General features: G+C 42.0%; 14 protein-coding genes. 8 read left to right on the plus strand and 6 right to left on the minus strand.

Translation table 11 applies throughout. The features are described 5' to 3' along the window. Genes torC through torD form a run of 3 tightly spaced genes read left to right on the plus strand, consistent with a single transcriptional unit; the run spans nucleotide 1 to nucleotide 4249 of the window. Nucleotides 1-1179 carry a pentaheme c-type cytochrome TorC gene (gene torC / locus KPF51_RS00005; protein WP_005757988.1) on the plus strand — a complete coding sequence of 393 codons (1179 nt, stop codon included), beginning with the start codon at nucleotides 1-3 and terminating at the stop codon, nucleotides 1177-1179. A gap of 11 nt (nucleotides 1180-1190) precedes the next feature. After that, complete coding sequence (gene torA / locus KPF51_RS00010; protein WP_064661124.1) at nucleotides 1191-3662, plus strand: trimethylamine-N-oxide reductase TorA; 2472 nt, start codon at nucleotides 1191-1193, stop codon at nucleotides 3660-3662. After that, nucleotides 3659-4249 carry a molecular chaperone TorD gene (gene torD / locus KPF51_RS00015; protein WP_174823086.1) on the plus strand — a complete coding sequence of 197 codons (591 nt, stop codon included), beginning with the start codon at nucleotides 3659-3661 and terminating at the stop codon, nucleotides 4247-4249. The genes torA and torD overlap by 4 nt, the downstream gene beginning before the upstream one ends. Nucleotides 4250-4329: 80 nt before the next feature. Here torD and KPF51_RS00020 read toward each other — a convergent pair whose 3' ends face one another. The 5 genes from KPF51_RS00020 to mobA form a co-directional block, all read right to left on the minus strand. Further along, on the minus strand, nucleotides 4330-5496 hold the full coding sequence (locus KPF51_RS00020) for a PTS fructose-like transporter subunit IIB (protein WP_014326443.1): 1167 nt from the start codon (nucleotides 5494-5496) through the stop codon (nucleotides 4330-4332). Nucleotides 5497-5506: 10 nt separating this feature from the next. Continuing rightward, the gene (fruK, locus tag KPF51_RS00025; protein ID WP_061406281.1) at nucleotides 5507-6442 is read right to left on the minus strand and encodes a 1-phosphofructokinase; all 936 of its coding nucleotides are present in this window, start codon (nucleotides 6440-6442) and stop codon (nucleotides 5507-5509) included. Then, complete coding sequence (gene fruB, locus KPF51_RS00030; RefSeq protein WP_061406280.1) at nucleotides 6439-7584, minus strand: fused PTS fructose transporter subunit IIA/HPr protein; 1146 nt, start codon at nucleotides 7582-7584, stop codon at nucleotides 6439-6441. The genes fruK and fruB overlap by 4 nt, the downstream gene beginning before the upstream one ends. A 115-nt stretch (nucleotides 7585-7699) precedes the next feature. Then, nucleotides 7700-8215 (minus strand): hypothetical protein, encoded by a 516-nt coding sequence (locus KPF51_RS00035; protein ID WP_005752285.1) that lies wholly within the window; start codon nucleotides 8213-8215, stop codon nucleotides 7700-7702. Between the two features lie 108 nt (nucleotides 8216-8323). After that, nucleotides 8324-8893 (minus strand): molybdenum cofactor guanylyltransferase MobA, encoded by a 570-nt coding sequence (mobA, locus tag KPF51_RS00040; RefSeq protein WP_010907345.1) that lies wholly within the window; start codon nucleotides 8891-8893, stop codon nucleotides 8324-8326. 64 nt (nucleotides 8894-8957) lie between these two features. Between mobA and KPF51_RS00045 the strand changes: the two genes are divergently transcribed. The 5 genes from KPF51_RS00045 to KPF51_RS00065 all read left to right on the plus strand — a co-directional run bounded on the left by KPF51_RS00045 (nucleotide 8958) and on the right by KPF51_RS00065 (nucleotide 12187). After that, complete coding sequence (locus tag KPF51_RS00045) at nucleotides 8958-9224, plus strand: YihD family protein (RefSeq protein ID WP_005719002.1); 267 nt, start codon at nucleotides 8958-8960, stop codon at nucleotides 9222-9224. A gap of 9 nt (nucleotides 9225-9233) precedes the next feature. Further along, nucleotides 9234-9854, plus strand: coding sequence for a DsbA family protein (locus KPF51_RS00050; protein WP_005752287.1), 621 nt, complete (start codon nucleotides 9234-9236; stop codon nucleotides 9852-9854). A gap of 57 nt (nucleotides 9855-9911) precedes the next feature. Further along, nucleotides 9912-10241, plus strand: coding sequence for a DUF413 domain-containing protein (locus KPF51_RS00055; RefSeq protein ID WP_005719007.1), 330 nt, complete (start codon nucleotides 9912-9914; stop codon nucleotides 10239-10241). A gap of 86 nt (nucleotides 10242-10327) precedes the next feature. Further along, nucleotides 10328-11425, plus strand: a complete 1098-nt coding sequence (trmA, locus tag KPF51_RS00060) for a tRNA (uridine(54)-C5)-methyltransferase TrmA (RefSeq protein ID WP_061406278.1) — start codon at nucleotides 10328-10330, stop codon at nucleotides 11423-11425. Between the two features lie 3 nt (nucleotides 11426-11428). Beyond that, nucleotides 11429-12187 (plus strand): class I SAM-dependent methyltransferase, encoded by a 759-nt coding sequence (locus tag KPF51_RS00065; RefSeq protein ID WP_010907347.1) that lies wholly within the window; start codon nucleotides 11429-11431, stop codon nucleotides 12185-12187. A gap of 127 nt (nucleotides 12188-12314) precedes the next feature. Here the strand turns inward: KPF51_RS00065 and KPF51_RS00070 are convergent, their stop codons facing one another. Next, nucleotides 12315-12848, minus strand: a complete 534-nt coding sequence (locus tag KPF51_RS00070) for a hypothetical protein (RefSeq protein ID WP_010907348.1) — start codon at nucleotides 12846-12848, stop codon at nucleotides 12315-12317. Nucleotides 12849-12992 lie beyond the last annotated feature (144 nt).

Raw genomic sequence — 12992 nt, forward strand, 5'->3', positions numbered from 1 at the left:
ATGAAATTTTTTATGTTAATTAAGCGATTTTTTACCAAGCCTTCTGCCAAAATAGGTTTGGGTATTTTAGTGAGTATTGGCTTTATTGCAGGTGCGATTAGCTGGCAAAAATTTAATGATTTAATGGATCACACCAGTACTGAAGAATTTTGTATTGGTTGTCATTCTATGCAGCAACCATTAGAAGAATTAAAGCAAACGGCACATTGGTCAAATCGTTCTGGTGTCACTGCCACTTGCTCAAGCTGCCACTTGCCGCATGATAAAACCGCCAAATATGCCCGCAAAGTCCAAGCGGTGCGTGAGGTATTTGCGGAATTCACCGGCAAATATGAGGAAGAAGGCGCCTTTGAAAAGCACCGCCAAGAAATGGCAGAACGAGAATGGGCTCGTTTTGCAGCGAATGGTTCGAAAGAATGTAAAGCCTGTCATAGCTATGAGCGCATGAACTTCGACAAAATGTCTGAGGCAGCGAGAAAAGCCATGATTCCTGCCGCAGCGAAAGATCAAAGCTGTATGGATTGCCATAAAGGCGTAGCACACCATTTACCAAAAACACAAGTGAGTGAAGGCAGTACTTCGAAATTTGATCAATTTGTGGCAAAAGCACCACAGGCGGATAAAACGTATTACAGTAAAGCCAATATCGCGCTGTTTAAAGATGAAGCTATGCAAGCGCAAATTGGTCAACTGGAAACGGCGGTACCAGTACGTTTTGTTAAAGCAGGTCAAGGCGCGGATTTAGTGGAAATGACCATGTGGCGTAAAGACAAAGGTTTTGGTCGAATTTGGTATCACCAATTTGGCAAAAATATTACAGATGCCGTATTAAGCAAAGAATTTATGCAAAATGCACCGCACTTTACGGTGTTAGCGAAACAAGAAGATCCTTTAACAGGTTTAACGTGGCAACAAGTCAGCATGCAAGTGTGGATTGCTAAATCACAGTTAATTGAGGACGTGAAGCCAGTATGGGCAGCGGCGGAAAGCATGTACAAAACCCAATGTAGTACCTGTCATAGACAGCCAGAAGTGGCGCACTTTGACTCGAATACATGGATCGGTTTATTCAATGGTATGGTGGGTTTCACCAACATGGATAAACAAACGAGTAAAGAAGTTTTACGCTATTTACAACTGCATTCATCTGACTTTGAAGCCCATTCTGACAGCAAGTAGGAGAGAACACCATGAAACAATCACGTCGTCAATTTTTGAAAAATATGTCTGCCATGGCGGCGACATTTGCGATGCCTAATTTCCTTATTGCTCAAAACGCGTTTGCACAGTCTGCAGAAAACGTCAGTGAATGGAAAATCACAGGTTCACACTGGGGGGCGATTCGTGCCAAAGTGCAAAATGGCAAAGTAGTTGATGTTAAACCCTTTGAATATGATCAATACCCAACGGAAATGATCAAGGGGATCAAAGACTTAATTTATAGCGAAGCACGTATTCGTTACCCAATGGTGCGTTTGGATTGGTTAAAAAAACGTCATAACAGCAATACGGCACAACGGGGTGATAACCGCTTTGTGCGTGTGACTTGGGATGAAGCATTAGATTTATTTTATGAAGAATTAGAACGTATCCAGCAAAATTACGGTCCATGGGCATTACACACCGGTAACGTAGGGTGGCGATCTACCGGGCAATTCCATAGTTGCGGTAACCATATGATCCGTGCTGTGGGGATGCACGGCAACAGTGTCAGTACCAGTGGGGATTATTCCACTGGGGCAGGACAGGTGATTTTGCCTTATGTCTTAGGATCAACAGAGGTGTATTCACAAGGTACTTCTTGGGAAATTATTTTAAAAGAAAGTGAAAATATTATCTTCTGGGCAAGTGATCCGGTGAAAAACTTACAAGTGGGTTGGAACTGTGAAACTCACGAAGCCTATAAATATTTAGAACAATTAAAAGCAAAAGTAGCAGCAAAAGACGTGAATGTGATTTGCGTTGATCCCGTGAAAAGCAAAACCCAAAATTATTTAGGTTGCGACTTCCAATACATCAACCCGCAAACAGATGTTGCCTTTATGTTGGCGCTTGCCCACACCCTTTATGTCGAGAATTTGTACGATAAAAAATTCATCGAGATGTACACCGTAGGTTTTGAAAAATTCTTGCCATATTTACTGGGTGAAAGTGAAGATAAAGTGGTTAAAGATGCTGAGTGGGCAGCAAAAATTTGCGCTATTCAAGCAGAAGACATTCGTCAATTTGCTAGAATGCTAGCGGGTAAACGTACCCAGTTGATTTTTGGTTGGGCAATCCAACGTCAACAACATGGCGAACAACCCTATTGGATGGGCGCGGTGCTTGCTGCCATGCTCGGGCAAATTGGTTTAGCGGGTGGTGGCATTAGCTATGCGCACCATTATAGCTCGATTGGTATTCCAAGCTCGGGTGCCGCCATGCCAGGCGCCTTCCCATTAAACTTAGATGAAGGGCAAAAACCGAAATACGATAACAAAAATTACAACGGCTACAGTGCCGTAATCCCTTGCGCTAGAATAACGGATTCGCTATTGCAACCAGGCGAGACCATTCACCACAATGGTCAAAAAATCACTTACGCCCCATATAAAATGGCGATCTTTACAGGTTGTAACCACTGGCACCGCCATTCTGAACGTAACAAGATGAAACGGGCTTTCCAACGGTTAGAAACCATTGTGTCGATCAACTACAGCTGGACAGCCACTTGTCGCTTCTCGGATATTGTCTTACCCGCCTGTACCCCATTTGAGCGCAACGATATTGATGCTTATGGTTCGTACAGTAACCGTGGCGTGATCGCCATGCAAAAACTGGTAGATCCGTTGTATGACTCGCGTTCTGACTTTGAGATTTTCAAAGATCTTTGCCGTCGTTTTGGTAAAGAAAAAGAATATTGTCGCAATATGGACGAAATGGAATGGGTCAAACACCTGTATGAAGCCTGTCGGCAAGAAAACCAAGGCAAGTTTGACATGCCACCATTTGCTGAATTTTGGCAAAAGGGTTATGTATTATTCCCAGAAGGGGAGCCTTGGGTACGTCATGCAGATTTCCGTGACGATCCTGAATTACATGCGTTGGGTACACCGTCCGGCTTTATTGAAATTTTCAGTAACAAAATTGCCAGTTATGGGTATGCAGATTGTAAAGGTCATCCAATGTGGTTTGAAAAAGCTGAGCGTTCGCACGGTGGACCAAAATCAGACAAATATCCGTTCTGGTTACAATCGGCACATCCTGATAAGCGCTTGCATTCCCAGTTATGTGAATCGAAAGCATTGCGTGAGACCTATGCCATTCAAGATCGTGAGCCTTTGTTTATCAATCCAGAAGATGCCAAACGTTTAGGCATTGTTCATGGTGATTTAGTGCGGGTGTATAACGATCGGGGACAAGCGATTGTTGGTGCGCATGTGTCAGATAATTTCCCACAAGGTGTACTACGTTTACAAGAAGGTGCATGGTATTCACCTTTAGACGAAAAAGTCGGTTCTATTGATACCTATGGTGATCCGAATACCATGAGCTTAGATATTGGCAGTTCAAGTTTGGCGCAAGCGGTATCTGCCAATACTTGTTTGGTCAATATTGAGAAATTTGTGGGACAAGCACCTGCGGTAACGGGTTTCCATGGTCCACATGAGGTCGCCCTATGATGCCGTTTTCCCGTGAAGAACGCCAATTTGTCTATACCTGGCTGAGCAATATGCTTGGTCATGAGCTTTCCGCTAGCCAATTAGCGCAATATCAACAAGGTCTATTTGATGATTTCTTTGCGTTTCTCACGGAGCAAGGCTTTCAAGCACAAGTAGAAGGTATTCAACAGCAATTACAGCAGTTAAAAACAGTTGAATTGGCACATTTGGAATTAGCAGCGGATTACACGCAGTTATTTCTGTTAGATGGTAGCAGTAGTGCGTTACCTTATGCCTCTGCGTATTTACCCGAGGCACAGCTGACTTGCCATTTTACTTTTTTGGAGGCATTGCTCGTGCGTTTTCAGTTACAACTGAATCGGGATAAGCCTGAGCCTAGCGATCATTTGTGTGTCTATTTAGAATTACTACGTCAGCTTGCTGAAGTAGATGACATGAAAACCTACCAGCAACTGATCCAAAATGCACTGTTACCTTGGTTATTACCGTTCAATGACAAAGTACAGCGAGTAAAAACATGCACCACGTTTTATCAACAGGTCGTCGTGTTGTTGATTTTGTTATTACAAGCAGATTGTCAAAATTAAAGGATGCCTCATCAAAAAGAAAGCCCGGCATGTGTCGGGCTTTTTTCTTATGAATATTTATTGCCAATTCGGGCTAGGTTTTATTTAAAATAAGCTACGAGCGCAATGATGAGTGCGGCAAGTAAAATGAGCGGTAACCAACGTGCTACACCACATTTTAACTGACAACATTCGCTGGTTGTGCTTGTTGAACAACAAGCATTTTTAGACGCTTCTTGCTTCGTATGCGTATAAGGAGTCGCTTGCATGAATGCTTTATCAAACTCTTGCGCAATGTTTTTTAAAGTTGCATGCGTTGAAGTACGATAAAGCGGTTTACCTTCAAACTTCGATAAATCAATCTCTATATCCGTGGCGGCAAAGACTAAGTCAGCGGCTGCGACTTCTTCAGCTGTAATCAGGTTATCTGCCCCCATTTGTCCGTGTGTTTCGACTTTGACACACCAACCTTGTGTTTTCGCATACAACATGATTGCTTCTGCAGACATAAAGGTTTGTGTTACCCCTGTTGGACAAGCAGTAACTGCGACAATCTTTTTAGTGGCATCACAGGTCGCAAAATCATTGTGGTAGTCACGTGGTGGTGGGGTGATAATGCCGACATCATCCTCTTTCGGCGCATGATAAACTGTCGCCTGTGTTAATGCTTGTTGGAAAGTGCTTTCTGTATTGTTGAGGACTGCGCGTGTTGATGTACGGTATAACATCTTTCCTTCAAATTTTGACAGATCGGTTTCCACATCCGTTGCCACAAGAACAAGATCAGCCTCTGCAATATCTGCTTCGGTTAGAATATCTTTCACGCCAATCTGTCCACGGGTTTCGACCTTAACATCCCAACCTTGTTGTTTCGCATAGTTCATAATGGCTTCGGCAGCCATAAAAGTTTGTGTGACGCCTGTTGGACAAGCCGTAATCGCAATCAAGCGATTCACGTTATAAGGCGTAGAGAAAGAGGGAGTTACACTTTCGGCATGCTCGTTTAAAACATAGGGAGTTGCCTCTGCGAAAGCCTTAGTTAAAGTATTTTCGGGAGCATTGAACGCCTCTTCTGCATCGACAATAACGCATTTTTTACCTACAAATTGAGGGTTGTGTATTGCTTCACCGAATACAATCACCAGATCTGCCTCATCTAATTCGGTGATTTGGTGACCTTGTTGATGGGCGGCTGCTGTGATAACTTGATGCAATAAGAATACTTTTGCATTGCCAATGTCTTCTTTTTGTGTGAGAAAAATGTTCATGAAATTATCCTTAAATGAATGTGATTTTTATTTTTTCTAAAATTGGGTTGAGTAACGTCAAGTCAGTGATGCCTACATTACTTTGTGAAACTGCTAAGCTCGAAAGTGCGGTCGCAAAAGCCAATGTTTTTTCAGCAGAATATGCATTAAGCATACCATAAATTAGACCCGCCACCATGGTATCTCCCGCGCCTACGGTACTGACGATAGGCGTGTCTTGTGGGGGTTGGGCGTGTAACACTGTATTTTCATTTAGCCAAATTGCCCCTTCTTCCCCCATTGAAACGACGACATGAGGGATACCTTGTCGTTGTAATTGTGTTGCCGCGCGGATGATGTCTTGCTGTGTCGCTAATGGCGAACCATGCCAGCTTGCAAGCTCATCGCGATTAGGTTTGACGAGCCAAGGTTTGGCTTGTATGCCTGATGCGAAAGCTTGTTGACTGGTGTCTAATATGAGCTTGATGTTATTTTTATTAAGTTGGCTGAGCCAAGCTGTAAAGTCATCTACGCTGATTCCTCGAGGAAGGCTGCCACAAACTGCAATCACATCAAATGTTTGGCATTGTTGCAATGAAAAGTCCACAAACGTTTGCCAATCTGTCTTACTCACATGATAGCCTTGAAAATTGAGGTCAGTGACGACGCCATCTGATTCTGTCAGTTTCACGTTGATGCGTGTTGCTCCGGTAATACGATGAAAATGATCAGTGAGCCCCAAACGCGAAAACAATTGTTGAAATCCCGTTTGATTTTCTTGCCCGAGAAAGCCAGTTAATGCCACGTCTACCCCTAAGTCATGCAGAACTTTGCCAACATTAATCCCTTTGCCGGCAGGGTAAAGTCCTAAAGAATCCACTTGGTTTACCGCACCTCGTGTTAGGTGAGGGAGATGCCCTACTAAGTCGTAGGCAGAATTTAGTGTAATGGTCAGTACTTTTGTCATGCTGTCTCACCTAAATGGTTGTCAATAAGCTCACCTACACATTGTATGGCTTGCTGTGCTTCTGCACCAGTGGCAACAAAGCGTAAACGATGTCCTTGTTGTGCACCCAGTGCGATAACTTTCAGCAAACTTTTTGCGCTGATCAGTTGACTGTTGGTTGTTAAATTTTGCACGGCGATAGACGCATTATATTTTTTGAGATGACTGACTAAGATTGCGGCAGGACGAGCGTGTAACCCATGTAGATTACGCAGTGTAAAAATCGCTTCAATAGGTTCAATCTGTTCATTTAAACCCGCAGTCCCTTCCGTTTGGTTTACGTGCTTGTGCTCAAGATTTAATAAGGAGGCAATTGTTTCTTTTGAGCCGGTGAGTAATTGTTGTTGAACTTCTGGTGCTAATAAACGGGTTAGGACGGGATGAATGTTATCATCAATTGCTGCAATGGTGAGTACGGCATGGACGCTTTTACCATTATGTAAGAATGGGTTTTTAGCACGACTAAAAGCACAAGCATTTTTTTGATTGCCGAGCGTAGCATCCGTCAACCAAATCCCTTGCCCTAAAGGCAACGCAGGGCTAGCAAGTACTTCACGAACAAATTCGTTATTGACGGCTTGGTACTGTTGTAATTTTTCGGCATTACGTGCCGTCAAAGTTAATAGGCTAGTTGTATCGAGATCTAAGCTAATTAAATCAGGTTGGTTAGTCGCACTTTTCCCCATTAAGCGCGCATAAAATTCGGACACATCCTGTGTTGTGATTAAGTGTTTGACCGTTTCTTTATCGTGAAGCAGACGAGCTAATTGACGCAGGAGAGCTAGATGTCCATCTGAATCAGCGGCAAGCCCAATCACAAGGTAGGCGATATTATCTTTATCCCAAGCGACGCCTTGTGGAAACTGAAAAATTTTCACGCCTGTTTTTTTGACTAAAGCGCGGGTGGTCACAGAACCATGTGGAATCGCAATACCATTGCCCAAATAGGTAGTAATTTGCGCTTCACGTTCAAGCATGCCAGCTAAGTAGCCTTCTTCTACATAGCCTGATTGTATAAGTGCTTGAGCAACCATTTCAATGGCTTGATCTTTATTGACGGCTTGAGAGGATAAGTGAATGTCGTTTTCGGTGAGTTCAAACACGGCGACTCCTGTACTTCTTCATTATAGATCATGCATATGTCGAGAAAATGTCATCTTTCTCTTTATTGCCAAAAGCGAAAAAAACTGCTGATTTTCACATCAACAGTTTTTCACTTTATTGGGCACAACGTTTTAATAATTGTTCAGAACCTTGGACAATATAAGGGTCATCTTCAGCCCTTTGTTTGCCTTTTTGGAGATCTTTCATTGCATCATATATGCCTTGTGTGACACTAGGCGCATCTAAATATGACCAACAATTTGGGTTAAGCTTGTTAAAGTTGCTTTGTAAAGCGGAGGCAAACACGACACCACTATAGTAAGCGTGAATATTCGAGTCATGCCCACCTTGATAGAGGTTCTCTTTGATTTTGTCAATCGGCAATAAAATACGATTTAAATACCAATCATTTGCACCGCTACTAAATGAGTGCACATCATAATCTTGATTCACTCGTCCTTTATAGGTAGCAAGCGTCGCTTCATAGGCTGTTGCATAAGATTTTTGATCAATTTGTGTTTTATCTAAATCAATCACCGCTTTTTTATCATTCATAAAAGGCACATAAGAAGACATTGAACACGCGCTAAGTAGCGTGATTAAGCTGATAAGAGAGAGTGACTTTAACATAATGAGTTCCTTGTTCAGTCCAGTGCATTGATCGTTGATTATACTGTGAAAGTCTATATTAGCCAATCTCTTGCACATCTTTTAGCAGATAAAGTATGGGGATGAGGTTTACGTCTGCAGATCGACTAAGTTGTTGATATTTTTAAAGGCATCTGGCGTCGCTGAGAAATCGACCGCTATGGCGTGCTGTTGCTGCATAAATGTTAACATGCGTCGCTCACCTGTCGCGAGATATTGTGCTAAAGCCGGTGCGAGTGAGGTGGAAACTAAACAAAAAGTGGGATGTTCTCGTTCGCCGTCATGGGCGTAGGCAAGTTGCGCGTGTTGCGAAATGACAGCGTGTTTGAGTTTGGCAAACAGATCCATAGGGAAAAAAGGACAATCACAAGGCACAAATAACACAAAGTTGCTTTGGGCACGCTGTAAGGCAGTTAAGATCCCACTTAGCGGTCCTTGAAAGCCGGCTAAGTCATCAGAAAAAACCGGCAATCCACTTTGCGCATATCGCTGTTGGTTACGGTTAGCATTAATCGCAACATCAGCAATTTGTGGCTGTAAACGCTGGTAAATATGTTCAAAGAGCGGTTGATTTCTAAAAAGTTGTAAACCTTTATCCACGCCGCCCATGCGACGCGCTTGTCCCCCTGCTAAAATTACCGCACTAAATGTGATTGTCATGTTTTCTTCTTTCTCTAATTACAGTATGATTCTTGCAAATTTTTTCAATCATAAGGAAAACTTTATGAAATGTCATCGTTTGAACGAGGTTTTGGAACTTTTACAGCCTTATTGGTCTAAAGACCCGGATTTGCATTTATTACAAATTTTGCAGAAAATTGCCGATGAGGCAGGGTTCGAGAAACCTTTAGCTGAATTAACCGATGAAGTGATCATTTATCAGCTAAAAATGGATGGGACGGATAAAAATGCGCCGATCCCGGGTATCAAGAAAGATTACGAAGATGATTTTAAGACTGCGTTGCTGAAAGCGCGTGGCATTATTAAATAAGGATTTGCAATGAAAAAATTAGTTTTAGCGGTGACGTCATTCCTTTTTGCTGTTTCTGTACAAGCGACAAATTTAACCGAGGGTAAGCAGTATGTAACGTTAAATCAGGCGCCTGTACAACAAGCAGAAGTCATCGAGTTTTTCTCTTTTTATTGTCCACATTGTTATTCGTTTGAATACGAATACCAAATCCCAAATAAAGTGAAACAGCAGTTGCCAGAAGGTGTGAGCTTGAAACAATATCATGTCAACTTTTTAGGCGGCGAAATGGGGAAAAATCTTACTCGTGCATGGGCATTGGCTATGGCGACCGGTGTACAAGATAAAGTAAAAGAACCTTTATTTTTCGCGGCACAGCAAAATAAATTACGTAGTATGGATGATATTCGTCAAATCTTTTTGGCTAATGGTCTCAGTGCAGAACAATTTGATGGCGGAATTAACAGTTTTGCCGTCACAGCGTTAACCAATAAGCAAGTGACAGCGGCTGAACACATGAAAGTGCGTGGTGTGCCAGATTTTTACGTAAACGGGCGTTATCGTGTTAATCCTGAAGGACTGAAAAACGACAGTCATGAAGCGTTTGTTGCTGATTATGTCGAAACAGTAAAAGGTTTATTGCAAAAATAACAAAAAATTGGTTTAATGCTTCGTTTTTTGAACGAATAGCTTATTGTAGAGGATATTATGGCAGAAAGTTTTAGTGTTACACGTCGTTTTTTTGATGATAAAAATTACCCGAGAGGCTTCTCACGTCATGGCGATTATACAATCAAGGAATCACAAGTCCTTGAACAATATGGACAAGCCTTTAAAGCATTAGAATCAGGCGAACGTGAACCTGTGACAAAAGAAGAAAAAAACTTTGTTGCATTCTGCCGTGGTGAGCGTCCAGCAGAAACCTTTTTTGAGAAAACATGGTCTAAGTATCGTGCGCGTATCTCGACGACTAAACGTGTTTATACGTTATCAGGTGTAGTTGGTACCGATAATTTAGACGATTTCTCAGCAGAATAATCTCGCGTCATCTTATAAAAGGCTTGGACAATGAAACTGAGCCTTTTATCTTCATTTCATACAGACATCATTATAGAACTCATCTTATGCAAGCGTTGCTTCCTATTGAACAATATGACAGCTTATTGGCGGAAAAACAGAAAAAACTGACCGCACTTTTAGCGCCTTTTCATGCTCCCGCATTGGCGGTTTTTCCTTCACCTGTACAGCATTATCGTATGCGTGCAGAGTTTCGTATTTGGCATGACAAAGGGGATTTTTACCATATCATGTTCGATCAACGGACTCGTCAACGTTATCGTGTCGATTGTTTTCCGATGGCAAGTCAGCTTATTAATCAGATGATGGATACGCTCTTACCGTTGTTAAAAACAAACAGGGTACTACATCATAAACTGTTCCAAATTGATTATTTAAGCACTTTAAGCAATAAGATCATTGTCAGTTTGCTATATCACAAAACCCTTGATGAACAATGGGAACAGGTAGCAAAACAATTAAAAGCAAGTTTGTTACAACAAGGCTTTGACTTACAACTGATTGGGCGTGCTAGCAAACAAAAAATCTGTTTGGATCAGGAATTTGTCGATGAAGTGTTAACGGTGCATGGAAAATCTTACGTGTATCGTCAAGTGGAAAACAGCTTTACTCAACCCAATGCGATCGTGAATCAGAAAATGCTTGAGTGGGCGGTGGACTGTACCCAAAACAGTGAAGGTGATTTGCTTGAGCTTTATTGTGGCAACGGTAATTTTTCTATTGCGCTTGCACAAAATTTCCGCAAGGTTTTGGCGACAGAAATTGCCAAACCCTCGGTGGCAGCCGCCCAATTTAATATTGCCGAAAATAGCATTAAGAATTTGCAAATTATTCGGATGTCCGCAGAAGAATTCACGCAAGCGATGAATGGCGTGCGTGAATTTCATCGCTTAAAGGGCATTGATTTAAACGCCTATGAATGTAATACCATTTTTGTGGATCCGCCTCGTGCTGGTTTAGATGAGGAAACGGTGAAATTAGTACAGAATTATGATCGTATTTTGTATATTTCATGTAATCCACATACTTTGTGCGATAATTTACAACATCTTTGTCAAACACACCGTATTGAAAAAGCTGCCTTGTTCGATCAATTCCCCTATACCGAACATATGGAAGCCGGTGTGTGGTTAATTCGGAAATAAGCTATGAATATTCAACTGATTTGCGAAACGGAAAATCCTGAAAAATTCACCGCACTTTGTACACAATATGGTTTAGTGCACGATCCGGAAAGTTATTTGGCACTGGTACAAACCTATGATGAGCAGGGACAAGTCCGTTTAGAGTTACGTAAATTAGATGAAGCAAAACTGGGCGCGGTGTTTGTAGATTTTGTAGCGGGCGCGATGGCACATCGGCGTAAATTTGGTGGCGGACGAGGGGAGGCTGTGGCAAAAGCGGTAGGCATTAAGTCAGGCTATTTGCCGACAGTGATTGATGCGACAGCGGGACTTGGACGAGATGCGTTTGTATTGGCATCGATCGGTTGCCGAGTGCGTTTAGTGGAGCGTCATCCGGTGGTACGTTTATTGCTACAAGATGGCTTACAGCGCGCTTATGCTGACAGTGAGATTGGCGAAATGTTGCAACAAAATATGCAATTATTACCTGTGAGTCACATTGCGCAATTAAATCCTGCATTGGATTGTGTTGATGTTGTCTATCTTGATCCAATGTATCCACATAAACCCAAAAGTGCTTTAGTCAAAAAAGAAATGCGTGTGTTTCAGCATTTAGTTGGGGCAGATCTGGATGCCGATAACTTACTCGAACCCGCCTTAGCGTTGGCAAACAAACGTGTGGTGGTGAAACGTCCTGACTACGCGCCATTTCTTGCGCAACAATCACCGCACTTTAGTCGAGAAACGAAGAATCATCGTTTTGATATTTATTTAACTGGGTAAGCTGATGAATGAAAATGCCCAGCTACGCTGAGTAGCAACGTTGAGTCGTATTTGAACCGCACGATATTCATGCAAAAACCGCACATGTTTTTAATGTGCGGTTTTGTTTTTCTGCTTGCTATCAAGATTAAGGTTGTGGTGGTGGACCATATTTTTGCATTAATTCGTCATTCATTTGCGAAAATTCATTACTTATTTTAAGTAAGATATCTCTTTTCTGTAATAACGCCATTGAACCTTCTGGCGAAGGATTATGATGTAATTTTACATTATCACTGATCAGTTCAGCGGACGTAACCAGTAAAACCTTGGCTTTCTCTTTGAGTTTAAGAATTTCAGCACTGTAAATAGGGAGTGTATCGAGATCTTTTACAATCGCCTTAATTTCCGTTGAAAATTTGTTCACGAGAGGTGCTAAGCTGGCGATATCGCCAGATTGTGTCACATTGGCGATCTCATGATTGAGGGCGGCGATTTTGGCATTATTGGCGTTTTGAAAATCAATAAAAAGATGGAATTCTGCTTTAGGATCCAAGGCTACCGCGGGGGCTTTCGTTTGATTTGTGCTGTTGGATGTGGTTGTGAATTGGGTTATCTGGTCACAGGCGATTAGACCAAAAGATAACAAGCACAAAAAGCCAAGTTTTGAAAATGTCTGCATATTTACCTCTTAACATCACATGAATATGGTTAGCATTGAGTCCTCACTATACACCGCTTTATTTGCTGTTTCAATTTACTTGCTTTAGCTGGCTTGTTTTGGGTGATGTGCGTTTATTTTTATTGTAAAGTTAGATTATAATTT

Origin of the sequence: Pasteurella sp. XG20 (assembly GCF_018968665.1) — a bacterium.
GTDB lineage: Bacteria > Pseudomonadota > Gammaproteobacteria > Enterobacterales > Pasteurellaceae > Pasteurella > Pasteurella multocida.

Coding starts and splice junctions, on each gene's coding strand:
- mobA (WP_010907345.1), bottom strand. CDS start 8,893: ATGACAATCACATTTAGTGCGGTAATTTTAGCAGGGGGACAAGCGCGT.
- torC (WP_005757988.1), top strand. CDS start 1: ATGAAATTTTTTATGTTAATTAAGCGATTTTTTACCAAGCCTTCTGCC.
- torA (WP_064661124.1), top strand. CDS start 1,191: ATGAAACAATCACGTCGTCAATTTTTGAAAAATATGTCTGCCATGGCG.
- fruK (WP_061406281.1), bottom strand. CDS start 6,442: ATGACAAAAGTACTGACCATTACACTAAATTCTGCCTACGACTTAGTA.
- KPF51_RS00065 (WP_010907347.1), top strand. CDS start 11,429: ATGAATATTCAACTGATTTGCGAAACGGAAAATCCTGAAAAATTCACC.
- KPF51_RS00035 (WP_005752285.1), bottom strand. CDS start 8,215: ATGTTAAAGTCACTCTCTCTTATCAGCTTAATCACGCTACTTAGCGCG.
- KPF51_RS00055 (WP_005719007.1), top strand. CDS start 9,912: ATGGCAGAAAGTTTTAGTGTTACACGTCGTTTTTTTGATGATAAAAAT.
- KPF51_RS00050 (WP_005752287.1), top strand. CDS start 9,234: ATGAAAAAATTAGTTTTAGCGGTGACGTCATTCCTTTTTGCTGTTTCT.
- KPF51_RS00045 (WP_005719002.1), top strand. CDS start 8,958: ATGAAATGTCATCGTTTGAACGAGGTTTTGGAACTTTTACAGCCTTAT.
- KPF51_RS00070 (WP_010907348.1), bottom strand. CDS start 12,848: ATGCAGACATTTTCAAAACTTGGCTTTTTGTGCTTGTTATCTTTTGGT.
- trmA (WP_061406278.1), top strand. CDS start 10,328: ATGCAAGCGTTGCTTCCTATTGAACAATATGACAGCTTATTGGCGGAA.
- torD (WP_174823086.1), top strand. CDS start 3,659: ATGATGCCGTTTTCCCGTGAAGAACGCCAATTTGTCTATACCTGGCTG.
- KPF51_RS00020 (WP_014326443.1), bottom strand. CDS start 5,496: ATGAACATTTTTCTCACACAAAAAGAAGACATTGGCAATGCAAAAGTA.